Annotated in this window: 27 protein-coding genes and 3 pseudogenes; 16 read left to right on the top strand and 14 right to left on the bottom strand. The window is 73.5% G+C overall.

The features are described 5' to 3' along the window. Positions 1 to 31: 31 nt before the first annotated feature. From AMYTH_RS47705 to AMYTH_RS44160, 4 genes and pseudogenes are all read left to right on the top strand, one after another. Positions 32 to 223, top strand: a pseudogene (locus tag AMYTH_RS47705) (PadR family transcriptional regulator); the annotation flags it as partial. Between the two features lies 1 nt (position 224). Continuing rightward, positions 225 to 488, top strand: a complete 264-nt coding sequence (locus tag AMYTH_RS0106215) for a DUF1048 domain-containing protein (protein WP_027929560.1) — start codon at positions 225 to 227, stop codon at positions 486 to 488. Beyond that, positions 485 to 798, top strand: a pseudogene (locus tag AMYTH_RS48680) (ATP-binding cassette domain-containing protein); the annotation flags it as partial. The gene AMYTH_RS0106215 and the pseudogene AMYTH_RS48680, both read left to right, overlap by 4 nt. Before the next feature lie 29 nt (positions 799 to 827). Further along, a pseudogene (locus tag AMYTH_RS44160) lies at positions 828 to 1408 on the top strand (ABC transporter permease). Between the two features lie 99 nt (positions 1409 to 1507). Here AMYTH_RS44160 and AMYTH_RS0106200 read toward each other — a convergent pair. Continuing rightward, a complete protein-coding gene (locus tag AMYTH_RS0106200; RefSeq protein ID WP_027929559.1) occupies positions 1508 to 2161 on the bottom strand; it encodes a TetR/AcrR family transcriptional regulator in 654 nt (217 codons plus the stop codon). 85 nt (positions 2162 to 2246) lie between these two features. On the opposite strand from AMYTH_RS0106200, the gene AMYTH_RS0106195 reads away from it, so the two are divergent. The 9 genes from AMYTH_RS0106195 to AMYTH_RS0106155 all read left to right on the top strand — a co-directional run bounded on the left by AMYTH_RS0106195 (position 2247) and on the right by AMYTH_RS0106155 (position 10157). Next, entirely contained in the window at positions 2247 to 3080 is an 834-nt protein-coding gene (locus AMYTH_RS0106195; protein WP_027929558.1) for an SDR family NAD(P)-dependent oxidoreductase, read from the top strand. A 428-nt stretch (positions 3081 to 3508) separates the two neighbouring features. Next, complete coding sequence (locus tag AMYTH_RS0106190; RefSeq protein ID WP_027929557.1) at positions 3509 to 4078, top strand: putative glycolipid-binding domain-containing protein; 570 nt, start codon at positions 3509 to 3511, stop codon at positions 4076 to 4078. Positions 4079 to 4237: 159 nt separating this feature from the next. Next, on the top strand, positions 4238 to 4519 hold the full coding sequence (locus AMYTH_RS0106185) for a metal-sensitive transcriptional regulator (protein WP_020422877.1): 282 nt from the start codon (positions 4238 to 4240) through the stop codon (positions 4517 to 4519). 21 nt (positions 4520 to 4540) lie between these two features. Further along, a complete protein-coding gene (locus AMYTH_RS0106180; protein WP_027929556.1) occupies positions 4541 to 4747 on the top strand; it encodes a heavy-metal-associated domain-containing protein in 207 nt (68 codons plus the stop codon). A 25-nt stretch (positions 4748 to 4772) separates the two neighbouring features. Further along, positions 4773 to 5711: a hypothetical protein gene (locus tag AMYTH_RS0106175; RefSeq protein ID WP_027929555.1), complete on the top strand. Its 939-nt coding sequence runs from the start codon at positions 4773 to 4775 to the stop codon at positions 5709 to 5711. A gap of 15 nt (positions 5712 to 5726) precedes the next feature. Continuing rightward, complete coding sequence (locus tag AMYTH_RS0106170; RefSeq protein ID WP_027929554.1) at positions 5727 to 8042, top strand: heavy metal translocating P-type ATPase; 2316 nt, start codon at positions 5727 to 5729, stop codon at positions 8040 to 8042. A gap of 193 nt (positions 8043 to 8235) precedes the next feature. Then, positions 8236 to 8394: a hypothetical protein gene (locus tag AMYTH_RS49450; protein ID WP_167344574.1), complete on the top strand. Its 159-nt coding sequence runs from the start codon at positions 8236 to 8238 to the stop codon at positions 8392 to 8394. 25 nt (positions 8395 to 8419) lie between these two features. Then, entirely contained in the window at positions 8420 to 8689 is a 270-nt protein-coding gene (locus tag AMYTH_RS0106160; protein WP_027929553.1) for a metal-sensitive transcriptional regulator, read from the top strand. An 85-nt stretch (positions 8690 to 8774) separates the two neighbouring features. Continuing rightward, positions 8775 to 10157 carry an MBL fold metallo-hydrolase gene (locus tag AMYTH_RS0106155; RefSeq protein WP_027929552.1) on the top strand — a complete coding sequence of 461 codons (1383 nt, stop codon included), beginning with the start codon at positions 8775 to 8777 and terminating at the stop codon, positions 10155 to 10157. Positions 10158 to 10296: 139 nt separating this feature from the next. On the opposite strand, the gene AMYTH_RS0106150 is transcribed toward AMYTH_RS0106155, so the two are convergent. The 13 genes from AMYTH_RS0106150 to AMYTH_RS0106090 all read right to left on the bottom strand — a co-directional run bounded on the left by AMYTH_RS0106150 (position 10297) and on the right by AMYTH_RS0106090 (position 20280). Continuing rightward, positions 10297 to 10641 (bottom strand): three-helix bundle dimerization domain-containing protein, encoded by a 345-nt coding sequence (locus AMYTH_RS0106150; RefSeq protein WP_027929551.1) that lies wholly within the window; start codon positions 10639 to 10641, stop codon positions 10297 to 10299. A gap of 12 nt (positions 10642 to 10653) precedes the next feature. After that, positions 10654 to 11538, bottom strand: a complete 885-nt coding sequence (locus AMYTH_RS0106145) for a universal stress protein (RefSeq protein ID WP_063630386.1) — start codon at positions 11536 to 11538, stop codon at positions 10654 to 10656. A 7-nt stretch (positions 11539 to 11545) separates the two neighbouring features. After that, positions 11546 to 12124, bottom strand: a complete 579-nt coding sequence (locus AMYTH_RS0106140) for an Rv1733c family protein (protein ID WP_027929549.1) — start codon at positions 12122 to 12124, stop codon at positions 11546 to 11548. 24 nt (positions 12125 to 12148) lie between these two features. Beyond that, positions 12149 to 12604, bottom strand: a complete 456-nt coding sequence (locus tag AMYTH_RS0106135; RefSeq protein WP_027929548.1) for a universal stress protein — start codon at positions 12602 to 12604, stop codon at positions 12149 to 12151. A 176-nt stretch (positions 12605 to 12780) separates the two neighbouring features. Continuing rightward, positions 12781 to 13662, bottom strand: coding sequence for a universal stress protein (locus AMYTH_RS0106130; RefSeq protein ID WP_027929547.1), 882 nt, complete (start codon positions 13660 to 13662; stop codon positions 12781 to 12783). Positions 13663 to 13771: 109 nt separating this feature from the next. Further along, positions 13772 to 13894: a hypothetical protein gene (locus AMYTH_RS50815; protein WP_267283880.1), complete on the bottom strand. Its 123-nt coding sequence runs from the start codon at positions 13892 to 13894 to the stop codon at positions 13772 to 13774. A gap of 91 nt (positions 13895 to 13985) precedes the next feature. Then, positions 13986 to 14876, bottom strand: a complete 891-nt coding sequence (locus AMYTH_RS0106120; RefSeq protein WP_027929546.1) for a universal stress protein — start codon at positions 14874 to 14876, stop codon at positions 13986 to 13988. Positions 14877 to 14899: 23 nt separating this feature from the next. Then, positions 14900 to 15130 (bottom strand): hypothetical protein, encoded by a 231-nt coding sequence (locus tag AMYTH_RS44155; RefSeq protein ID WP_051362575.1) that lies wholly within the window; start codon positions 15128 to 15130, stop codon positions 14900 to 14902. Positions 15131 to 15230: 100 nt separating this feature from the next. Continuing rightward, positions 15231 to 16256 carry a PNPOx family protein gene (locus AMYTH_RS49850; RefSeq protein WP_209440750.1) on the bottom strand — a complete coding sequence of 342 codons (1026 nt, stop codon included), beginning with the start codon at positions 16254 to 16256 and terminating at the stop codon, positions 15231 to 15233. 510 nt (positions 16257 to 16766) lie between these two features. After that, the gene (locus AMYTH_RS0106105) at positions 16767 to 17705 is read right to left on the bottom strand and encodes an Acg family FMN-binding oxidoreductase (protein WP_027929544.1); all 939 of its coding nucleotides are present in this window, start codon (positions 17703 to 17705) and stop codon (positions 16767 to 16769) included. A 20-nt stretch (positions 17706 to 17725) separates the two neighbouring features. Continuing rightward, positions 17726 to 17896, bottom strand: coding sequence for a hypothetical protein (locus AMYTH_RS48675; RefSeq protein WP_157360547.1), 171 nt, complete (start codon positions 17894 to 17896; stop codon positions 17726 to 17728). 139 nt (positions 17897 to 18035) lie between these two features. Further along, complete coding sequence (locus AMYTH_RS0106095; RefSeq protein ID WP_027929543.1) at positions 18036 to 19757, bottom strand: GAF domain-containing sensor histidine kinase; 1722 nt, start codon at positions 19755 to 19757, stop codon at positions 18036 to 18038. 88 nt (positions 19758 to 19845) lie between these two features. Next, the gene (locus AMYTH_RS0106090) at positions 19846 to 20280 is read right to left on the bottom strand and encodes an Lrp/AsnC family transcriptional regulator (protein ID WP_027929542.1); all 435 of its coding nucleotides are present in this window, start codon (positions 20278 to 20280) and stop codon (positions 19846 to 19848) included. A 132-nt stretch (positions 20281 to 20412) separates the two neighbouring features. On the opposite strand from AMYTH_RS0106090, the gene pdhA reads away from it, so the two are divergent. From pdhA to AMYTH_RS0106075, 3 genes are read left to right on the top strand one after another with little or no spacing between them, the layout of a single operon-like run. Next, on the top strand, positions 20413 to 21501 hold the full coding sequence (gene pdhA, locus AMYTH_RS0106085) for a pyruvate dehydrogenase (acetyl-transferring) E1 component subunit alpha (RefSeq protein WP_027929541.1): 1089 nt from the start codon (positions 20413 to 20415) through the stop codon (positions 21499 to 21501). Next, positions 21501 to 22502, top strand: coding sequence for an alpha-ketoacid dehydrogenase subunit beta (locus AMYTH_RS0106080; RefSeq protein ID WP_027929540.1), 1002 nt, complete (start codon positions 21501 to 21503; stop codon positions 22500 to 22502). The genes pdhA and AMYTH_RS0106080 overlap by 1 nt, the downstream gene beginning before the upstream one ends. Then, the gene (locus AMYTH_RS0106075; RefSeq protein ID WP_027929539.1) at positions 22499 to 23752 is read left to right on the top strand and encodes a dihydrolipoamide acetyltransferase family protein; all 1254 of its coding nucleotides are present in this window, start codon (positions 22499 to 22501) and stop codon (positions 23750 to 23752) included. The genes AMYTH_RS0106080 and AMYTH_RS0106075 overlap by 4 nt, the downstream gene beginning before the upstream one ends. Positions 23753 to 23758: the final 6 nt, after the last annotated feature.

Below are 23758 nucleotides of genomic sequence, written 5' to 3'. Positions count from 1 at the left end.
GCGGCTCTCGAGCGCCGGCCCCGCCGAGGGCGCCGCCTGCGCGCTGCTGGTCAGGCTCGAGCAGCGCGGCTACGTCGACGTGGCACAGGTTCCGTCCGAGAAGGGCGCGCCGCGCAAGGTGTATTCGCTCAACGCGCAGGGGCGGCAGTACCTCGACGAGTTCTGGCGGACCTCGGGATTCCTCTCGGAACGACTGGCACATCTACGCAACGGGGAGAACTGACATGGCACCGAAGTGGATCGAGCTGGTCACCGGCTCGCTCGAGCAGAAGAAGGACTGGAAGCGGTACCGGGCCCGGATCGAGGCGCTGCGCGAGCCGCGCCGCGCCGTCGCCGACGGCACGCCGGTGCGGGCCATCGCGGGCGACGACCCGGTCGAGTTCGCCGAGACCTTCGCCCAGTCCTACAGCGGCAAGCGCTGGATCGACAAGGAACGCGCCCGCCTGACGAAGGCGATCGACGACGCGGAGCGGGCGGAGCGGAGATGACCCCGGAACCGGCGATCCGCGTCCGCGGACTGGAGAAGTCGTACCGGGACCTGCGGGTGCTGCGGGGCGTGGACTTCCACGTCGCCCCGGGCAGCATCTTCGCGCTGCTCGGCGCCAACGGGGCAAGCAAGACGACCGTCATCAGGATCCTGTCCACGCTCCTCAAGAGGCGGACGCGGGAACGGCGCGCGTCGGCGGCTTCGACGTGGCGGCGCAACCGGAGCGCGTGCGGGAATCGATCAGCCTCACCGGGCAGTTCGCCGCCGTCGACGGGATCCTCACCGGGCGCGAGCACCTCGTGCTCGTCGCGCTCGTCGGCGCCGGCGGCGCGGAGGCACGATGAACAAGCACTTCGCCGGTGACACCGCCGTCCTGTTGGGACGGTCACCGCGGCACATCACGCGCAGCCTGGACACGATCATCACCACCGCGATCATGCCGATCGCCTTCATGCTCCTCTTCGTCTACGTGTTCGGCGGATCTCGGTCGTGGTCGTGGTGGGCGTGGCGCTGCTGATGGGTTTCCGCTCGAGCGCGGGGGTGCTGTCCTGGCTCGCGGTCGCCGGCATCCTGGTCCTGTTCACCCTGGCGCTGACCTGGATCGCGGTCATCCCCGGCCTGACCGCGAAGTCGGCCGACGGCGCGAACGCGTTCGCCTACCCGCTCCTCTTCCTGCCGTTCGTCAGCTCGGCGTTCGTGCCCACCGGCACGATGCCCGGCCCGGTGCGCGCGTTCGCCGAGCACCAGCCGGTGACGTCCATCGTCGACTCGATCCGCGACCTGTTCACGCGGCAGCCGGTCGGCGGCGACATCCGGATCGTGCTCGCCTGGCGCGCCGGGATCCTCGTCGTGGCCTACTTCTTCGCCACGCTCGCCTACCGCCGCAAGATTTCACGAGCATCCTGTCCCACCCCGGCGTGACGCCGACGAACCTGCTCGAAGCGCGCCCGCCGGATGTGGGAGATCTCCGAGGAGCTGACCGGCGTCGCCGTGCCGGCGGCGTGATCTAGGCGTGACCGCTCAGCCCTGGACCAGCCCCGCGAGGACGGCCGCGGTCAGTTCCTCCAGTCGTGCGGCGAAGTCCAGGACGGAGTGCCCGAACTCCGGCTCCTCCGCGTAGAAGGCCGCCAGGGTCTCCGGCGGGTGCGAGACCTGCCAGAGCGTCGCCGCGAAGGCGGTGACGGCGGTGACCGCCTTCCGCCCGCCGTCCACGCCCAGCCCGGGCAGCGCGTCACCGAGCAGTCCGGAGATCTCGTTCACCCGCTCGATCGCACCGACCTTGTACGCGCGGACCGACTCCATCGAGACGTGCCGTTCGAGGCTGAGCGGGGCGTGGGTGAGCAGGTCGCAGAACAACGGCCGTTCCACCAGCGTGCGGGTGATCACCGCCGCGACCGCGGCGGGTGCGGACTCCGCCGCGGGCAGTTCCGCGCGCAGCGCCCCGGCCCACTCCGCCCAGCACTCGGCGGTCAGCCGGAGATAGATCTCCTCGCGCGTCTCGAAGTACCGCAGCAGCGCCGACTTGTGCACGCCCACCTCGGCCGCGATGTCGCCGAGGCTGACCGCCCGCACGCCGTCGCGGGTGGCCAGCCTGCGCGCCGCGGCCAGGATCGCCTCGCGCCGCTGTTCCTTGTGCTCGGGACGGCGCGCTCGCTGGAACTCCGATGTGACCACGCAGACATGTTAACGCAACGCCGTTGCCTTGTTAGTGCAACGGCGTTGTATTAACGTCGGGTCAGGACATCGGAAAGGTGGAGACATGACGAAGGTGTGGCTGGTCACGGGCAGTTCACGCGGACTGGGGCGGTCGATCGCCGAAGAGGCGCTCGCCGCGGGCCACCGGGTGGTGGCGACCGCCCGCGACATCGGCGCGCTGCAGGACCTGGCGGACCGCTACGGCGGCAACGTGCTGCGGTTCGCGCTGGACGTGACCGACTACGCGCAGGCCAAGGCGGCGGTCGCCGCCGCGGTGGCGCGGTTCGGCCGGCTGGACGTGGTGGTGAACAACGCGGGGTACGCCAACATGACCTCGATCGAGGAGGTCGACCTGGCGGACTTCCGGGACCAGGTCGAAACCGTCTTCTTCGGCACCGTGCACGTCACGAAGGCGGCGTTGCCGGTGTTCCTCGAGCAGGGGTCGGGGCATTTCATCCAGGTGACTTCGATCGGCGGTCGTGGCACCGCGCCGGCGGTCTCGGCGTACCAGAGCGCGAAATTCGCGACCGAGGGCTTTTCCGGCGTGCTGAACGACGAGGTCCGGCACCTCGGCATCAAGGTGACGATGGCCGAGCCGGGCTTGATGCGGACAGACTGGTCCGGCCCGTCGATGGTGATGCGGCCCTACCACGAGCGGTACGAGCCCGTGTTCGCGCCGCTGTTCGAGCACCTGCGCAGCAAGCGCGGCAAGGAGCCGATCGACCCGGCCAAGGTCGCGCGCGTGCTGCTGGACGTCGCCGAAATGGACGAGCCGCCCCTGCACCTGGTGCTGGGCTCCGACGGCGTGGAGATCGTCCGGGAGGGGATGGCGAAGCTGGTCGCCGAGGACACGAAGTGGGCGGCGCTCGGCCGTTCGGTGGACTTCGACGCCGCCTGACCGGGCCTGGTGCCCAGCTCACCCGGCTGGCACGGCGCTGCCGGTCAGCGCGCGGCGAGCAGGTTCGTCGGCGCCACGCCGGGGGCGGGACATCGTTGACCAGGATGTGGACCAAGGACAGGTCCAGGTCCCGCAGCGTGGGGGTGCCGGCGGCGAATCTTCGCGATCGTGGCCTCGCCTTGCGCGGGTTGCGGACCGGCAGGACGACCTCCGCGCCCGCGGCCGGGTCGCAAGCCCCAGGCCGACGCCGTCGCCGGCTCCGGCGACCACGGCGAGCCTGCCGGCGAGTTCGGGCACCGGGATGTCCGATGTGGACTCCGGCATCGCCTTTCCTACCACGCTTTCTGACACCTGTCGGATTAGACTTGTCGTTGAACCGGCAGGCGCGCCGGGCAGTTCTTCCGGTACCGATCACACGGAGGTCGCCGATGCCGTTCGACCCGCTGCCCCCGGTCGCGTCGTGGCGGCACCTGGGGGCTCGCGCCGGGTTCGAAGTCGCGTTCTTCGCCGCGGAGCGGGGTGGTTGCCGGGTGGAGGGCACCACCACGGCCACCGAGGACGGCGAGTCCTGGATCGTCGACTACATGATCCACCTGGACGAGTCGTGGCGGACCAGGTCCGCGCGGATCACCGGCCGCAGCGGCGGCGCCACCCTGGTCAGGGTGATCGACACCGACGGCGAGGGTCACTGGCAGGTGGACGGCGTCGCCGCGCCCGAACTGGACGGCTGCCTGGACCTCGACCTGGAGGCCTCGGCGATGACCAACACCTTCCCCGTGCACCGGCTGCAGCTGCCCACCGGGCAGGCGGTGCAGGCACCGGCCGCGTACGTCCGCGCGGTCGGGCTCGCGGTGGACCGCCTGGACCAGAGCTACTCCCGATTGGCCAACGGGCACTACGACTACGCCGCGCCGCGATTCGACTTCACCTGCCGCCTGACCTACGACCGGCACGGCCTCATCCTCGGCTACCCGGGCATCGCCACCCGGGTTCAGTGACGTCCCGGCCCGCGTGACCGGCTGATCGGCCCGTCGCGCCGGCGGCGGCCAGTCGTTCCACTGTGGAGACGATCTCCGCCCCGTTGTTTGACTACGGTACCCCCCTAGGGTATAAATCTCGGTGTCGGCGCCACCGGGCCGACGTGAGGAGAAGGAACGATGCGGGGTTACACCAGCGACAAGGACGGCTACCTCACCCGGCTGCGCCGGATCGAAGGGCAGATCCGGGGCCTGCAGCGGATGGTCGAGAACGACGAGTACTGCATCGACGTGCTCACCCAGATCGCCGCGGCCACGAAGGCCCTGCAGTCGGTGTCGCTGGGCCTGATGGACGAGCACCTCAAGCACTGCGTGGCCGAAGCGATCGCCGTGGGCGGCGACACGGCCGACGCGAAGGTGCGCGAGGCCAGCGAAGCCATCGCCCGGCTGGTCCGTTCCTGACCAGGAGAAGGGAAGAGACAGATGACTCAGCAGACCTACACCGTGACCGGCATGACCTGCGGGCACTGCGTGGCTTCGGTGACCGAGGAGGTCGGTGAGATCCCCGGCGTCACCGACGTCGCGGTGGATCTGCCCACCGGCAAGGTCACCGTCACCAGCGAAATCGCGCTCACCACCGACGCGGTGCGCGCCGCCGTCGAAGAAGCCGGTTACCAGCTGACCGCGTAGCGGCCGGCCCGAGGACAGGAATGTCATGAACACTGCAGGGAAGCTCTCCGCCTACGGTGCGGCGCTCGTCCTGGTCGCCGGTGGCGCCTGGGCGATCGGCACCGCTGTCGGTCCCGTCACCAGCGAAGCTGGCACGCGTGGCGCCGAGGACGCCGCGCACGGAGACAGCCACAGCGGCACTGTCGCGGAGACCACGCAACCCGACCAGCCCGCGGGGCTGGCGTCGTCCAGGGGCGGTTACACCCTCACGCCCACCCGCACGACGCTGACCACCGGGACCACCAACCAGTTCGCCTTCCGGATCACCGGACCCGACGGCAACGCGGTCACCGCGTTCGACGTCGAGCACGACAAGCGCATGCATCTGATCGTGGTGCGCCGCGACACCGCCGGATTCCAGCACGTGCACCCGGAAATGGCCGCCGACGGCACCTGGACGGTACCGCTGGCCGTCGCCGACGCCGGCAGCTACCGCGCCTTCGCCGACTTCACGCCCACCGGCGGCCAGGCCACCACCCTCGGCGTCGACCTCGCCGCGGCCGGCGACTTCCAGCCACGGGCCCACGCGCCCTCGCGGGTCGCGGAAGTGGACGGCTACCAGGTCCGGCTCGACGGCGAACTGACCCCGGGACAGACGTCGAAGGTGACGGCCACCGTCACCAAGGACGGCCACGACGTCACCGACCTGCAGCCCTACCTCGGCGCCTACGGGCACCTCGTGGCCCTGCGCGAAGGCGACCTCGCCTACCTGCACGTCCACCCGGACGGCAGCCCGGGCGACTGGACGACGAAGCCGGGGCCGGGCGTCACGTTCCACGCCGAAGTCCCCTCCGCCGGCACCTACCGGCTCTTCCTCGACTTCCAGCACGCGGGCCAGGTCCGCACGGCCGAGTTCACAGTGCCGACCGCGGGCAGCGCGCCCACCGCACCGCCCGCCACCGGCCACGGCCACAGCCACGGCTGATCGAGGAGAACCACGATGACTTCGGATGTGCAGAACCTCCCGCAGGCCGCGGCCCAGGACATCGAGCTGGCGATCGGTGGCATGACCTGCGCCTCGTGCGCGATGCGGATCGAACGCAAGCTCAACAAGCTCGACGGCGTCACCGCGACCGTCAACTACGCCACCGAGAAGGCGAAGGTCAGTTACCCCGCCGGCCTGGACCCGGCCACGCTGGTCGCCCAGGTCGAGGCCGCCGGCTACACGGCCACCGTCCCCCAGCCCAAGACGGCGGAACCGGCCGAGGCTGCCGAGGAGGACCCGACCCGGCCGCTGCGGCAGCGGCTGATCGGCTCGCTGGTGCTGTCGGTGCCGGTGATCGTGCTGGCGATGGTCCCGGCGCTGCAGTTCACCTACTGGCAGTGGATCTCGCTCACGCTGGCCGCGCCGGTGATCGTGTGGGGCGCGTGGCCGTTCCACCGCGCCGCGTGGACGAACCTGCGCCACGGCGCGGCCACCATGGACACGCTCGTCTCGATGGGCACGCTCGCCGCGTTCGCCTGGTCGCTCTACGCGCTGCTGTTCGGCAGCGCCGGAACACCCGGCATGACGCACCCGTTCGAGCTGACCATCCAACGGATCAGCGGAGACGGCAACATCTACCTCGAGGTCGCGGCCGGGGTGACCACGTTCATCCTCGCCGGCCGCTACTTCGAGGCCCGCTCCAAGCGACGGGCCGGGGCCGCGCTGCGGGCGCTGCTCGAACTCGGCGCCAAGGACGTGGCCGTGCTGCGAAACGGCCGGGAGGAACGCATCCCGGTCGAGCAGCTCGCCGTAGGCGACCGCTTCGTGGTCCGGCCCGGCGAGAAGATCGCCACCGACGGTGTGATCACCGAGGGCAGCTCCGCGGTCGACGCGAGCATGCTCACGGGCGAGTCCGTGCCGGTCGAGGTCGGGCCCGGCGACCCGGTCACCGGCGCGACCGTGAACTCCGGCGGCAGGCTGGTCGTGCGGGCCACCCGCGTCGGCGCGGACACCCAGCTGGCGCAGATGGCGAAACTGGTCGAGCAGGCCCAGACCGGCAAGGCCGCCGTGCAGCGGCTGGCCGACCGGATCTCCGCGGTGTTCGTGCCGGTCGTCATCGCCCTCGCCGCAGGCACCCTGGCGTTCTGGCTCGGCGCCGGCGGCACGGTGTCCGCGGCGTTCACGGCGGCGGTGGCGGTGCTGATCATCGCCTGCCCCTGCGCGCTGGGCCTGGCCACCCCGACCGCGCTGCTGGTCGGCACTGGCCGGGGCGCCCAGCTCGGCATCCTGATCAAGGGCCCGGAAGTCCTGGAATCCACCCGCCGCGTCGACACCGTCGTGCTCGACAAGACCGGCACCGTCACCACCGGCAAGATGGCCCTCACCGAGGTGCACACCGACGGCGCCGACACCGCCGAGGTGCTGCGCCTGGCCGGAGCGCTGGAAAGCGCCTCCGAGCACCCGATCGCCCAGGCCATCGCCACCGGAGCACGCGATCGCGTCGGTGACCTGCCCGGCGTCGAAGGCTTCACCAACATCGAAGGCCTCGGCGTGCAAGGCATCGTCGACGGCAAGGCCGTGCTTGTCGGGCGGACCGCGCTGCTGGCGGACTGGAGCCAGCACCTGTCCCCCGAGCTGGCCGAGGCCAAGGCCGCGGCCGAACGGCAGGGCAAGACCGCGGTCGCCGTCGGCTGGGACGGCCGGGCGCGAGCGGTGCTGGTGGTCGCCGACACCGTCAAACCCACCTCCGCCGAGGCGATCCGGCAACTGCGCGGGCTCGGGCTCACCCCGATCCTGCTCACCGGCGACAACCGGGCCGCCGCCGAGGCAGTCGCCGCCGAGGTCGGCATCGACCAGGTGATCGCCGAGGTCCTGCCCGAGGACAAGGTCGACGTGGTCAAGCGCCTGCAGGGCGAGGGCAAGGTCGTGGCCATGGTCGGCGACGGGGTCAACGACGCCGCCGCCCTCGCCCAGGCCGACCTCGGACTGGCCATGGGCACCGGCACCGACGTCGCCATCGAAGCCAGCGACCTCACCCTGGTCCGCGGCGACCTCCGGGTGGCGGCGGACGCGATCCGGCTCTCCCGCCGCACCCTGCGCACGATCAAGGGCAACCTGTTCTGGGCCTTCGCCTACAACATCGCCGCCCTCCCCCTGGCCGCCGCCGGCCTGCTCAACCCCATGATCGCCGGCGCCGCCATGGCATTCAGCTCGGTCTTCGTGGTGAGCAACAGCCTCCGGCTGAACGCCTTCCGCAGCTCGATCACCGAAGCCGGCCCGGGCGAGGACATCGCGCGGCGAGCGGCGGAGGAACCGGTCGCGGTCGGCTGAATCGTGACGAAGACCGCGGCCGGCGCCCGCCGGCCGCGGTCTTTCGCTGCGCCACCTCCGGTTTCCTGGATCGCGAAGATCCGCGCAGCGATACGCGCGGGGCAGGCGAACCGGAGCAGGGCCCGGTCGCCCGTGGCGATCTCGATACCCCCGGGGGTACCGTGGATGCCAGCGGAACCAAGGAGGTTCACCGATGTGTCGTCGTGTGACGTGTGCCCGGTGCGGCAAGGCCACCTACGCCGGGTGCGGCCAGCACGTGGAAGAAGTGCTCGCGGACGTGCCCGCCGGGCAGCGCTGCCAGTGCGAGCCCGAGAAGCGGGGCGGGGCGTTGCGGCGCCTGTTCGGGCGATGAGCGTGCGGAAGGCGGAGGTGGCCTGATGGAAATGGGACCCGAACTGACCGGCGACGCCCTGGTGCGGCTGCGCCGCGCGCAGGGCCAGCTGGCCGCGGTGATCAGCATGATGGAGAACGGCGGGGACTGCCAGGAGGTGCTGACCCAGCTGGCCGCGGTGTCCCGCGCCCTGGACCGCGCCGGGTTCAAGATCGTCGCCAGCGGTATGCGGCACTGCCAGGCCGCACGCGACCGCGGGGAAGAGCCACCCATGACCGAAGCCGAGCTGGAAAAGCTCTTCCTGGCCCTGGCCTGACCCCCGGCGCCGTCCGTGCGGCGCCGGGGTGTCGTCGCCACATACCCCCCGGGGTACGACCAGGCCGAACCGAAGGAGAAAGGCCATGCTGGATGTACGGGTGATCGAGACGTCGTCGCTGGGCGACCGCAGCTACCTCGCCCACGACGGAGAACTCGCGGTGGTGGTGGACCCGCAACGCGACATCGACCGGATCGCCGCGCTGGCGGGCCGGCTCGGGGTCCGCGTCGCGTGGGTGCTGGAAACCCACGTGCACAACGACTACGTGTCCGGCGGGCTGCACCTGGCCCGGCTCACCGGTGCGCGCTACGGGCTTTCCGCGGCCGACGACGTGCCGTTCGAGCGCGTTCCGGTGCGCGAGGGGGACGTGATCGAGGTGTCCGGGCAGATGCGGATCCGGCCGGTCGCCACCCCGGGCCACACCTTCCACCATCTGTCCTACGTCCTCGACGGACCGGACGGACCCGAGGGCGTGTTCACGGGCGGGTCGCTGCTGCTGGGCACCACCGGCCGCACCGATCTGCTCGGCCAGGACCACGCGCACGAACTGGCCCGCCACCAGCACTCGTCCGCCCGCCGCCTCGCCGACCTGCTGCCCGACGGCGCGGCCGTCTGGCCCACCCACGGGTTCGGCAGCTTCTGCTCGGCCGGGCAGGCCGACGGCGAAGCCTCCACGATCGGCCGCGAACGGCGGCACAACCCGGCACTCACGCTGGCCGAGGGCGAGTTCGTCGAGCAGACCCTGGCCGGCCTGGACGTCCACCCGGCCTACTACGCGCACATGGGGCCGCGCAACGCCGCCGGACCCGATCCCATCGACCTCACCCCGGCCCGCACCGCCGGACCGGACGAACTGCGGCAGCGCATCGACCACGGCGAGTGGGTGGTGGACCTGCGCTCCCGCAAGGCGTTCGTGCACTCGCACCTGGCCGGCACGGTCAGCCTCGGCCTCGACGGTCCGATGGCGACGTGGCTGGGCTGGCTCATCGACTGGGGCGCCCCGATCACGCTGCTCGGCGAGACCCCGGTAGATGTCGCCCAGGCGCAGCGGGAGCTGGCCCGCATCGGCATCGACCGGCCCGCCGCCGCGGCCAGTGGGAGCCCGGAGAAGTGGGCGGGCGGCCGGTCCGGGCGGCTGGCGAGCCTGCCCGCGGCGTTGTTCGCCGACCTGGCCGCCGCGCTCCGGCACGGGCATGCCGGCGCCTACCCGCCGCCCGCGGTGGTGCTGGACGTCCGCCTGCCGCACGAGTGGCGGGACGGCCACGTGCGCGGCGCCGTGCACATCCCCCTGCCCGAACTCCCCCACCGGATCGGCGAACTCCCCGCGGGCCCGGTGTGGGTGCACTGCGCCAGCGGCTACCGCGCGACCGCCGCGGCCTCACTGCTCGCCAGGGCCGGGCGGAGAGTGGTCCTCATCGACGACGTCTTCACCGGCGCCGCCGACGCGGGCGTGCCGATGGCGGCCTGACCGGCGCTCGTGCCGTCCCGGAGTCCCTTCCGGTGGGCCGGAAATCGGAAGCCCCTCACGACCGAACGGGTGCTCGCACACTGCGAAATCCACCTGCGGGAAGGGCCTCCGGCCGGCACCCGAGGCCCTTCCCCTGTCCTCACTCCGCTTCGAGCACCGCGCGCGCCCGGTGCAGCGTCAGCGGGATCAAGTGGTCGGTTATCTTCGCGGCGGCGGCGAGCTTGCGGTACGTGCCGTCGACGATCGCACGCACCCGCGCCGGGTCCGCGCCGGGGCAGACCCGCCGCAGTTCGCCGACGACGGCGGCCAGCTCGTCGGCGGCGAGGTGGATGCCGTCCGGGGTGTGCGGGCGCTGCCGGTAGGCCTCACCGGTGACGTCGCGGCGCATCGACGCCTCGGCCAGGTCCGACGCCGGATGGCCGGTCCAGGACGCCGCGCTCGGCCGCGCTTCCGGGGCCGCCGTCCTTCGTTCCATGTCGTTCATGGCGTCGTCTCCTCACGCGTCTTCCGGATCTTCGGGCACCACCGCGACCGGGCAGGGCGCCCGGAAGGCCAGGGACTGGCTCGTCGAGCCGAGCAGCAGCCCCGCGAACGCGCTGCTGCCGTGGGTGCCCACCACGAGCAGGCGGGCGTGCTGCCCGAACTCCAGCAGGGTGTGCCCGGGGCGCCCGCGCAGCACCAGGTGCTCCACCGGCACCCCGGGGAACTCTTCGGCCAGCGGGGCCATCCGGGCGACCAGCCCGCGGTGTTCCGCGTCGTGCCGGTCCACCGGGTCCCCGGGAGCCGCGTGCCAGGTCCGCACCGCCGTCACCGAGGTGCCGTGCAGCGCGGCCATCTTCATGGCGTAGCGGGCCGCGGTGATGGTGCCGTCGACGCCGACGACGATCGAACCCTGGTCGGCGACGCGGCCGCGCACGACCACGACCGGGCGGTGGCCGTGCACCGTCAGCGCCAGGCCGCAGGAGCCGAACACGAGCCTGCTGAGCCCGCCCGCGCCGTCGTGCCCGAGGACAACCGACGCGGCGTGCTCCGACTCGCGGCGCAGCACGACCCGGGGATCGCCCTCGTGCAGCCGCAGCTCCACCGTCACCCCGGGGGCGGTCTCCCGCGCCACCGCTTCGGCGGTCCGCAGCCGGTCGGCGCCCCAGGCGCGCAGTTCCGCGCGGATCTGGCCGGCGTTCATGCTCAGCGCGGGGTAGTCCCGGTCGCTGCGCGGGTAGGCGTGGACCAGGCGAACCGGCACGCCCAGCCGGGCGGCGTCCCGGGCGCCCCAGCGCACCGCGTCGAGCGCCGAGCCGGATCCGTCGACGCCGACCACGACCGGCCTCGCGCGATCACCGGGGCGGGCAGGGGTTTCCCGGGCGTGTTCCCGCACGGTCATCGTTTCCTCACCACCGGGTCTTGTCGCTGCCGAGCTCGGACCATTCGCGCTCCCAGGCCGCCAGCCGCAGCCGGCCGAGGCCGGCGCGCACCAGCGCGACGAGCAGCCCCAGCGCCGCCACGACGCCGAGCCACGCGAGCAACCCCGCGGCGAGGGCCACGGTCAGTGCGCCGCTCGCGGTCAGCGGCGCGGGCACGGACTCCCCGGCCGGGTCGACCCAGACGGGGACCCGGTCGCCAGGCCCGGTGCCGCGGCCGGCCGGCACGGTTCCGGTGCGGTCGCTGCCGTCGGGCAGGCGCCACACCGCGGTGGCGGTTCCGTCGTCGCTGTCGGGGCTGGGCGGGGTCACGTCGAGCACCAGCGCGTCCACCTCGCGCCGTTCGGCCTGCTGCTGCCGGGAAACCGCCATCTGGGCGGCCCGGACCTCGGAGACGACGACACCGGCCACCGGGACCGCGAACAGCGCAGCGAGCACCGCGGTGGCGAGCACGGCCGCCTCGGCGCGGTCCCAGCTCCGGGCGAGCGAGCCGCGGCCGGGGCGGATCAGACGCCACTGCCTGCTCAGCCACAACGTGAACGGTGACATCGACGCTCCTCCCCCAGCACGCGCTCACACCATCGGACCGGACTGGTAGTCCACCTCGGCCAGCGGGTGCCGGGCCGTGCGTGCGGCGGGCACGATCACCACCGGGCAGTGCGCCCGGCGCAGGCACTGCGCGCCGACGGAACCGACCAGCGCGCGCATGAGCCGCCCGTAGCCGTGGCTGCCGAGCACGAGCATGGCCGCGTCCTCCGCGGCGGACAGCAGCACCTGCGCCGGCTCGCCCTCGGTGACCTCCGGCCGGATCTTCGCCTCCGGCTGGTCGCGGTGCGCGCGGTCCACCATCTCGCCGAGGGCCCGCCGGTGCGCGCTGAACACCGCCTCGGCCGTCGCCCCGCCTCCCGCGTAGCTCCAGGCGTGGACCGCCACCACGTCCCGGCCGGTCCGCGCCGCTTCGTCCGCCGCCCACCGCAGCGCAGCGGCGCTGCCCGCGGAGCCGTCCACCCCCACCACGATCGCGGCCATGACGCCGTCCTCTCGCCGGTCGTTGTCCCTGTGTCCCAGCCTGGTCCGGCGACGGCCGGTGGTGAAGGGCCGATGGTCCCCGTCGTGCGGGCCTTGCGGCGGTATCCGGCCGTCACGGCGGGGGTCAGGGCGCCGGCGGACCTCGGCCGGCGCCGCCGCCACGTCCTGTCCTGCCGTCATCGCGGTTCCCCGCCGGGGCGGACGACCATCACCGGGCACTCCGCGTGGTGGATCAGCGCCTGGCTGGTCGACCCCAGCAGCAGCCCGGCGAACCCGCCGCGCCCCCGGCTGCCCACGACGACCAGCTGCGCCTGCCCGCTCCAGTCGATCAGCTGGTGCCGCGGCCGATCGCGCACCACGACGCGGTCCACCTTCACGTCGGGGTAGCGCTCCTGCCGGCCCGCCATCCGCTCGGCGAGCACCAGCTCCTCGTCCTGCCGCACCGCGTCCCAGTCGACGACCAGCGGGAAAGACCCGAGACCACCGAGGAGGTCGTCGTCGCTCCACGCGTGCACCGCCACCAGTGGCGCCCCGCGCCGACAGGCCTCCTCGAAAGCCGCCGCCAGCGCCCGCTCGCTGAACGGGCTGCCGTCGACACCGGCCACCACCGGTCCCGCCGCCGGGCCGTGCTGCCCTCGCACCACCACGACCGGGCAGTGTGCGTGGGAGACCACCTGCACAGCCGTGGTCCCGGCGAGCACGCCGTCCCCGGACGCGCCCAGCACGAGCGCCCGGGCGCCGCGGGACGCCGCGATCAGCGCCTCGGCCGGTTTCTCCTCCGGCATCGCCGTGGTGACCTCCAGTTCCTCACCACCGGCGTCGCGGGCGACCCGGACCGCCGCGGCCAGGAAGTCCCTCGCGTTGTCCGCCAGATCGTCGTGCAACGCGCGCAGGGCGGGCATCGCTTGGCCGTAGCGGCCGGTGAACGGGGAGAACCCGTGCACGAGGTGCAGCAGGCCGTGATGCCGCGCCGCGTCGGCCGCGGCCCAGCGCACCGCCGCGGTGGAGGCCTCCGACCAGTCCACCCCGGCGACCGTCACCCCTGCGCTGTTCGGCATGTCGTTCCTCCCCGAATCCGGAACCCGGTCGTCCACAATGGAATTGAGTCGGTCGGCCACGGCGACCACACCCGGGATCGCCTCGGTCGGCCGCACTGCCCGGTCCGCGTCACCGCGGCCGGTCGACGGTGCCGGTCAGCGTCCCGACCCCGTCCACGACTCCGGCGCGCGCCTGCTCCGGGGCCGCCCGGCAGTGCCGCAGCACCTCCTGTTCGACGGTGCGGTCGAGCAACCGGGCCCACGTTCTTGAACGGCATCGCGGGCACCCACGGACATCACCGGGTGCGTCATCAGGTCGGCCACGACCGGCCTGCGCACCTGCCTCACCCCGGGCGGACGATCAGCAGCGGGCACAGCGCGAAGGTGATCAGCGACTGGCTGGTGGACCCGAGCACCATGCCGGCGAACCCGCCGCGGCCGCGGCTGCCCACGACGATCAGCTGGGCGTGGACGGCCTGGTCGAGCAGCCGGTCGGCGGGGGCGCCGCGCACCACGATCCGCTCGACGGCGACGTCCGGGTACTTCTCCTGCCAGCCCGCCAGCCGCTCGGCCAGCAGCTCGCGCTCGCGCTCCTCGATCGCCGGCCGGTCGAGCGTCCAGCGCGTGTCCTCGAACAGGGCGCCCAGGTAGGAGTCGTCCCACGCGTGCACCGCGACGAGCGCGGCGCCGCGCCGGGACGCCGCGTCGAACGCGGCCGCGATGGCCTCGTCGCTCGTGGGCGAGGCGTCGACCCCGACCACGACCGGCCCCTCGACGGGCGGCTCGTCGTCCGCCGCGTGCGGCCGGACCACGGCGACCGGGCAGTCCGCGTTGGCGGCCAGCGCGATCGTGACCGACCCGGCCAGGAAACGGCCGAGGAACCGCACGGGCGGGGTGCCCAGGACGAGCGTGCTCGCCGCGCGGGACTCGTCCAGCAGCGCCGCGCCGGGCCGCTCCTCGCGCAGGCTCCGCCGGATGTCCACGTCGGACTCGGTGTCGCGGGCGACGTCGCTCGCGGCGTGCAGGATCCGGTGGCCCCGCTGACGCGCGAGACCCGCCAGGTCCACGTGCACCGGCATCGGCTGGGGGTAGCCGAGCGAGGCTTCGTCCAGTGCGTGCACCAGTTTCAGCGGCACGTTCCGGCGGCGCGCCTCGGCGGCGGCCCAGCGGACCGCGCCGAGCGACGCTTCGGAGCCGTCGACCCCGACGACGACCGGGTTCGCGGAGTTGGACATGGCTGTTCCTCTCGGGTCCGGGTTCACGCCGCGGCCGTGGCGCGCTGGACGAACGCGGTGAGTTCCGGGATGGTCAGGGTCCGGTTCGCCGGCTGCCGGCGCGGTCGCGGGACCGGTGCGCGGCCTTCGGCCGGGGACAGCCCGAGCATGGCGAGGAGCTCGCGGAGCTCGTCGGCGTCCTTCGCCTGGCCGGCGACGGCGCGCGCGGTGCGGTGACGTTCTTCCGGGGTCGGTTCGTGCGAGCTGATCTCCATGCCAGGAACGCTATTCGCGGACGGAGGCCCGGGACGACGGGCGGAGGGCCCGTCGTGGCGGGGCTGAGGTCGCCGACGGCGGGGACTTTGTGCCCTGTCCTCAGCCGCCCGAGGCCAGCAGCCGGGCCAGCGCGAAGCCGGTGATCGCGGAGGTGGTGGCGGCCATGAGCAGCCCGCCGCCGGCGCCGATCAGCACCGTCACGGCCAGGGCTTGCCCGTCGTGCCACAGCGGCATGGTGACGGCGAGGAACACGCCCAGCCCGGCCAGCCAGGCCGCGGCGGTGACCGGGATCCACCGCCACGCGCGGGACAGGTGCGAGCGCAGGAGCGGCCATTGGGCCGTGCCGAGTGACGCGAGCAGGACCAGCCCGAGCGCCACCGCGGCCGCCGCGGCCTGCACCGGCGGCCGGCGGTGGATCTCCGCCGCGGCCGGGAGCGTGCCGGCCAGGTAGGCGACGACCGCGCCGGCCGAGGTCGCCGCGATCCAGCGCCGCCCGGGCAGGGCCGGCAGCGCGTGCCGCAGCACGAGCGCCTGCCCGCAGCCGAGCGCGGCCCCTTCGACCGCCCCGGCGGCCAGGAGGACGGGCACGGCGACCGCGGGTGCGGCCCCGGCGGTGAGCGCGCCGACGACGGCGGGCACGGCGAACCCGGCGAACTCGGCCAGCGTGACGATCCAGAACCAGCTCCACGCGAACGCCTTGCCGCGCAACGGTTCCGCGGGCGGCAGGTCGATGGTGACCAGCGGTGCCTCTGCGGGCACGTGGGGCCGGTGGTGCCGGTACACGGCCAGGGCTGCCTCGCGCTCGGCGCCGTGCAGCACCCGGCCCACACCGGCCGACCACCCGCCCGGCAGCCGCACCTCAACGGGCGCCGGGGTGCGGAAGTGCCGCCACCACGTTTTGCGGGCGGCCCGTCCGGCCATCACCAGCACGTGGTCACCGTCCCGGACGGGGCCCACCGGGAACTCGACCACCTCACCACCACGCCGCGCGCGGTACCGCAGCACACACAACCGCCCGCCCGCCAGCGGAGCGAGCGCCGAGCCCAGCAACCCGAGGACCACACGGTTGCCGATCCCGCGGCGAGCGCTCGCCCGCCGATGGCGCCCAGGTGCGGTGGTGCTCATCCCCGCCTCCCCACCCGGCCGCCGCCCCGGATCCAGCCCACCCGGAACTCGACCACCTCACCACCACACCGCGCGCGGTAGCGCAGCAACCGCCCGCGAGCCGGCCACACCACCACCCCGTCACCCAAGCAACGGCGAGCCACCCGCCGATGGCGCCCAGGTGCGGTGGTGCTCATCCCCGCCTCCCCACCCAGCCGCCGCCCCGGAGCCGGCCCACCGGGAACTCGACCACCTCACCACCACGCCGCGCGCGGTAGCCCCACAAGCGCCCGCGGGCCGGCCACACGACCACCGGGTCCCCCAAGCAACGGTGAGCCACCCGCCGATGGCCCCCACGTGCGGTGGCGCTCATCCCCACCTCCCCACCCGGCCGCCGCCCTGGACGTGGCCCCCTGCGGCACCGCGGCACGCACAACCACCCACCGGCCAATGGGGCAGGCGCGGAACCCATCAGCTGGGAACCCGCCGCGCGGCGAGCGGCCGCCCGCCGGTAGCGCCCCGGCGTCGTGCTCATCCGCGTTTCCCCGCCCCGGTCGGCGCCAACACCCGGCCGGGGGTGGCCGTCACCGGGTAGCCGATCCGGAGGATCGCCTGCGGGTACCCGGGGAGGCCGAGCTTCTCGATGAGCCCGGCACGCACCTCGGGCAGGTGCAGCGGCTGAGTCAGGACCGAACCGACCAGCCCCTCGGTGATGGCGGCGAGCCAGGCCCGCTCCAGCGCGGCGCCGGCGTGCAGCTGGTCGCGGCGGGTGTCGTCCGCGGTGAGCACGATCAGCAGGGATTCCGCCGCGACCCGCTCGGTCAGGGTCACCGTGTCGGGCAGGTGCGTGTCGGCGCGCACCAGGCCCGACCAGGGCAGCGTGGTCTCCCGCGACGGCGGTTCCCGCAGCTGGGCGGTCCAGGCGGTCAGTTCCCGCTGGTAGGCCCGGTCGGCGCGGAGCAGCTGCCCGGCGTGCGCCAGCAGCTCGGCCAGCGGCGCCGCCTCGGTCCGGGGCTGGACGAGCCGCGCCTCCGTGCCCGGCCCGGCCGCCGTGTCGCCCAGCAGGCGCAGGAGCCGTGGCGGGACGTGGTGCAGCGCGAACGGCGAGCGGTAGCTGCTGCGCTGGAAGATCGCCGAGTAGCGCTTCAGTTCGGCAGGCGTGGCCTCCCCTGGCTCGGCGGCGCGGATCTCGGCGACCAGGTCCGCCCGCTCCGGCGACGGCAGCAACCCGACCTCTGGCCGCCAGCCGAGGACCCGCACCGCGAGGTCCAGGTTCGCCAGCGCCGCGCCGCAGGACAGCACCCGGTCGCGGCCGGTCGGGTCGTGCCGCGGCAACGACACGTCAAACCGTTCGTACAGCCGCAAGACCCCGTCCGGGACCTCCAGCGCCCATGGCTGCGAGTTGTGGACCGAGGGGGCGCAGCTCGCGGCGCGCGCGAGCGCCCCGATCTCGACCTGGGACCAGTGCATGTCATTTCCTCCGGAAGTTCTCAGCGGACCGCGGCGACCGGGCACGGGCAGTGGCGGAGCAGGGCCTGGCTGCCCGAACCGGAGCGGGCAGATGCCGCAGCGACGCCCCGCGCGTCGCCCACCGCGGCGTTCAGCGCCGCGGGCGAGCCGTCCACAGCGGCGACAACCGCTGGTTCGATCGATCCGGCCATGACCCGATCCTGACCGGCCGGTGCCGCGGCGGGCAGGGCAGACGGGCCCCGGCCGCGGGGCACTTCGGCTCTTTCCCGCGCGACCGGAGCGGGCCCGCCGGGGTCGTGGCGGCCGTGACGAACCGCAGGCCCGGCGCGGTCAGGAAATCGGCGCGGCCCAGGTCAGCCGCGTCCCGCCGGTCTCGTCCGGAACGACGGAGAAGCTGCCACCCGCCTGGGTGGCGCGTTCGCACAGGTTGTGCAGGCCGCTGCGGGCCACGGTGGCCGGGATGCCGATCCCGTCGTCGACCACCTCGATGACCAGCTCGTCACTGGCCGAGACGGTGACCATCAGCGATTTGGCCCTGGCGTGCCGGACCGCGTTGGACAGCGCCTCCCGCAGCACCGCCTCGGCGTGCTCGGTCAGCTCCGGTCCCGCCACGCCGACCGGGCCGGACATCCGCACCGTGGTGCGCAGCCCGGTGTCCCCGGTGATCTCGGCGATGATGTCGTTGAGCCGTGTGCGCAGCTTCCCGGTGCCGTGCAGGCCGCCGTGCAGGTCGAAGATCGCGGTGCGGATCTCGGCGACGATGCTCTGCACGTCGTCGATCATGTCCGCCAGCCGCCGCTGGATTTCCGGGTTGCGGGAGCGCATGTGGGTGCTCTGCAACGCCAGCCCGTGGGCGAACAGGCGCTGGATCACGTGGTCGTGCAGGTCGCGGGCGATGCGGTCGCGGTCGGAGACCACCTTCAGCTCGTTGAGCGAACGCTGGTCCTCCGCGAGCTGCAACGCCAGCGCGGCCTGGTCGGCGAACGCCGCCGCCAACGGCAGATGGGCGCTGTCGAAGGCCGCGTCGCCCTTGCGCCGGACCACCACCAGCACGCCGGAGACCGACGTGCGGGACGCGCGCAGCGGCAGCACCAGCGCGGGACCGAACTCGGCGGACACCTCGAACTCCAGACTGTCCACCCGTCGCGGCTGGGCATCGGTGAACGCCGCCCCGCAGGTCGACCCCTCGACCGGGATCCGCTCGGTCAGCTGCCCCGGGCCGGGCCCGGCGTGCACGGTGACCACCAGTTCCGTCACGTCCTCCAGGGGCATGTCCGGATCCTCGGGTTGGGCGATCAGCGCGTAGTCCGCGCGCGCCAGCGTCAGGGCGCGGGTCGCGATGAGCGTGAGGACGTCGGCCGGATCGGCGGCGGCCAGCAGTTCGGCCCGGACCTCGCTGGTGGCCTCCTGCCACTGCTGCCGCAGCCGGGCCTGTTCGAACAGCCGCGCGTTCTCCACCGCGATGCCCGCCGCGGCCGCGAGCGCCAGCACGACGACTTCGTCGTCCTCGGTGAACGGCTGCCCGTTCGCCTTCTCGGTGAGGTAGAGGTTGCCGAACACCTCGTCCCGCACCCGCACGGGCACACCGAGGAACGAGTTCATCGGCGGGTGGTGCGCCGGGAACCCGGACGAGGCGACGTGCTGGGACAGGTCGTCCAGCCGGATCGGCTTGGGCTGCTCGATCAGCAGGCCCAGCAGGCCGTGCCCGGTGGGCAGGTCCCCGATCTCCCGGCGCGTGGCCTCGTCGATGCCCTCGTAGACGAACTCCGCCAGGGACTCGCGGTCCTGGGTGAGCACGCCCAGCGCGCCGTAGCGGCAGTCCACGAGCTCGATCGCCGAATGCACGATGCGCCGCAGGGTGGCGTCCAGTTCGAGCCCGCTCGCGACGGCGAGCATCGCCTCGAGCAGCCCGTCCATCTGGTCGCGCGACTGGACCAGCTCCTCGATGCGGTCCTGCACCTCACGCAGCAGTTCCCGCAGCCGCAACTGCGACAACGTCTCGCGCAGCGGCCGCTCCTGCCCCGCCAGGTCACGCCGATCCTCACCCGCCATGCCGACCATCGTGCCTCAACGCGCACGGCAGCGGGGCCGAAAGACCCCGGCGGGGAGGACTACGGGCTCTCCGGGGAAGCCTACTGGGTCAGTTCGCCGAGTCCTCGAAGATCAGGAACGTGCGGGTGCCGAGCACCTCGGGTATCGCCTGCAGTTGCTCGAGCACGACGCGGCGCAGCGCATCGTTGTCCGCGGCGCGCACCAGCAGCATCACGTCGAACTCACCGCCGGTGAGGGCCATGTGCCGGACCTCCGGGATGGTGCGCAGCCGCTCCTTGAGGTCCCGCCAGCCGTTCTGCCGCACGGTGAGGCTCACGTACGCCGAGGTGGTCAACCCGATCTTCACCGGGTCCACGGTGGCGGTGAACCCGGTGATGACTCCGCGCGCGGTGAGGCGGTCCAGGCGGGCGTAGGCGTTCGCGCGCGAGATCCGCACCCGCTCGGCGAGGGCGCGCACCGACAGCCGCCCGTCGGCGCGCAGCTCGGCGACGATCCGGCGGTCGACGTCGTCCAGGGTGTCCATCCGTCTCACTTCCCGGCGCCGAGACCGCCCTCCCGGAGAGAACCGATCCGATTCCGCACCGAAGAAGGCCGATCGTCTCGACTCTTCCCGTGTCTCTGGTCAAACTGCGCACGCTGACGGGACCATCCTGTCATGTCGTCCATCGCCGCCACACAAGTTCCGGACGAGGCGGCCGCCCCGGTCCGGCTGATCGACGAGCGCGGCGCGCACGTCGGCGAGCACCCGTTGCCGCCCGTGGCCGCGCTCGTCGCCGGGTACCGCGGGCTGCTCCTGGCCCGCCGCCTGAACGAGCAGGCCGGCGCGCTGGTCCGGCAGGGACGGCTCGCGGTGTACCCGTCCTCGCGGGGCCAGGAGGCCTGCCAGGTCGCCTGCGCCCAGGTGCTCGCCGAGGGCGACTGGCTGTTCCCGACCTACCGCGACACCGCGGCGGTCGCCGCCCGCGGCGTGGACCCGGTCGAGGTGCTGACCATGCTGCGCGGCGACTGGCACTGCGGCTACGACCCGGTGGCCCATCGCGTCGCCCCGCAGGCCACCCCGCTCGCGACCCAACTGCTGCACGCCGTCGGCGTCGCGCACGCGGCCCGGCTCAACGGCGAGGACACCGTGGTGATGGCGCTGTGCGGGGACGGCGCGACCAGCGAGGGCGACTTCCACGAGGCCTGCAACTTCGCCGCCGTCTTCCGCGCGCCGGTGGTGTTCTTCGTGCAGAACAACAAGTACGCGATCTCCGTGCCGCTGGCCCGCCAGTCGGTGGCGCCGTCGCTGGCGGCCAAGGCGGTCGGCTACGGCATGCCCGGTGTCCTGGTCGACGGCAACGACTTCGCCGCCCTCACCGTGGTGCTCGGCGAGGCGGTCGCCCGCGCCCGTGCCGGTGGCGGGCCGACGCTCGTCGAAGCCGACACCTACCGCATGGACGCCCACACCAACGCCGACGACGCCGCCCGCTACCGCACCGACGACGAAGTCGCCGGGTGGGTCCAACGCGACCCGCTGACCCGCCTGCGCACGCACCTGGCGGAAACCGGCGCGCTCGACGAGGAACGCGAGGCCGAGTTCGCCGCCGCGGCCGAGGAGATGGCGGCGCACGTCCGAGCCGGGCTCGGGGCCGAGACCCCGGTGGACCCGGAAGAGCTGTTCGCCCACGTCTACGCGACGCCCACCCCGCAACTGGCCGAGCAGCGCGCCGCCCTGCGCGCCGAGCTCGACTACGAGGAGGCCTGATGCCGCCGGCCAAGATGACCATGGCCCAGGCGATCAACACCGCCCTGCGCGACGCCATGACCGCCGACGACCAGGTCGTGGTCTTCGGCGAGGACGTCGGGCAGCTCGGCGGGGTGTTCCGCGTGACCGACGGCCTGCACCGCGACTTCGGCGAGGCCCGCTGCTTCGACACCCCGCTCGCCGAGTCCGGCATTGTCGGCCTGGCCGTCGGGATGGCGATGAACGGGATGCGCCCGGTGGTGGAGATGCAGTTCGACGCGTTCGCCTACCCCGCGTTCGAGCAGATCGCCAGCCACGTGGCCAAACTGGGCAACCGCACGCGCGGGCGCCTGCGGCTGCCGATGGTCATCCGCATCCCCTACGCCGGCGGCATCGGCGGGGTGGAGCACCACTGCGACTCCTCCGAGGCCTACTACGCCCACACCCCCGGCCTGACCGTCGTCACCCCGGCCACCAACGCCGACGCCTACGGCCTGCTGCGCGCGGCGATCGACAGCCCCGACCCGGTGGTGTTCCTCGAACCCAAGAAGCGTTACTTCGCCAAGGAAGAGGTCGACGTCGCCGAGGCCGTCCCGCCGATCGGGCGGGCGATCGTCCGCAAACCCGGCCGGGACGCCACCCTGATCGCCTACGGCCCGTCGGTGCCCGTCGCGCTCGCCGCGGCCGAGCAGGCCGCCACCGAGGGCCGCGACCTGGGCGTGGTCGACCTGCGCTCGATCGTCCCGTTCGACGACGACACCGTCTGCGCCGAGGTCCGCCGGACCGGGCGCGCCGTCGTGATCGCCGAGGCGCCCGGCTTCGCGTCCGTGGCCTCGGAAATCGCCGCCCGCGTGTCCGAGCGCTGCTTCCACCACCTGGAGGCCCCGGTGCGCCGGGTGACCGGGTTCGACGTGCCCTACCCGGCGCCGAAGCTGGAGCACCACTTCCTGCCCGGCACCGACCGGATCCTCGACGCCGTCGACACCCTGCAGTGGCAGGACTCCTGGGAGGTGACCGCGTGAGCGTGCAGGTCTTCACCCTGCCCGACCTCGGCGAGGGTCTCACCGAAGCGGAGCTCGTGCGCTGGCTGGTCAAGGTCGGCGACCCGGTCGCCGTCGACGCCCCCGTCGCCGAGGTCGAAACGGCCAAGGCCGCGGTCGAGGTGCCCTCCCCTTACGCGGGCGTGGTCGCCGCGCTGCACGGCGAGGAGGGCGCCACCCTCGCCGTCGGCGAGCCGCTGATCTCGGTCGCTCCCAGCACAGACGCGGGCGCGGCGAACGCCTATGTGGAGGAAGAGCGAGCCGGGTCCGGCAACGTCCTGATCGGCTACGGCACCACCGACGCCGCGCCGTCCCGACGCCGGCGTCGCGCGGCCACGAAGGCTGCGGCGTCGCCACGGCGCGACGGGGACCGGCCGGCCGTGGTGTCGCCGATCGTCCGCCAGCTCGCCCGCCGCACCGGCGTCGATCTGGAAGCGCTCACCGGCAGCGGGCCGGACGGCCTGATCACCCGCCGGGACGTGGAGGCGGCAGCCGTCCCGGAAGAGCAGGCGGCAGGCGACGTGGACGCGCGGACCGGGCTGCCGATCCGGACCCGGGTGCCGCTGACGGGCCTGCGCAAGGCGGTCGCCGAGACCCTCACCCGCAGCCGCGCGGAGATCCCGGAGGCCACCACCTGGGTGGACGTCGACGCGACGGCGCTGCTCGACCTGCGGGCCCAGCTCGCGGAAACCGGGCAGGCGCCGGGCATCCTCGCCATGGTCGCCCGCTTCGTGATCGCCGGCCTGGCCCGGTTCCCCGAGCTCAACGCCCGCGTGGACACCCGGCGCGGGGAGATCACCCACCTCGACGGCGTCAACCTCGGCCTCGCCGCGCAGACCGACCGCGGCCTCGTCGTCCCGGCGATCACCGGCGCCCACCGGCTCGGCATGCGCGGCCTGGAGGCCGAGATCCGCAGGCTCACCGCGGCGGCCCGCGCGGGCACCGCCACCGCGGCCGAGCTCAGCTCCAGCTCGTTCACGCTCAACAACTACGGGGTGCTCGGCGTCGACGGCAGCGCGGCGATCATCAACCATCCCGAGGTCGCGATCCTCGGGATGGGCCGCATCATCCCGCGGCCGTGGGTCGTCGGCGGTGAGGTCGTCGCGCGGCAGATCGTGCAGCTGTCCCTGGTGTTCGATCATCGGGTGTGCGACGGCGGCACCGCGGGCGGGTTCCTCCGCTACGTCGCCGACGCGATCGAGTCCCCGACCTCGGCGATGGCCGACCTGTGAGCGGCG

The organism is Amycolatopsis thermoflava N1165 (genome assembly GCF_000473265.1).
Lineage (GTDB): Bacteria > Actinomycetota > Actinomycetes > Mycobacteriales > Pseudonocardiaceae > Amycolatopsis_E > Amycolatopsis_E thermoflava.
The sequence above is the reverse complement of the archived record's forward strand: the minus strand, read 5'-3'. Positions and strand labels throughout refer to the sequence as shown.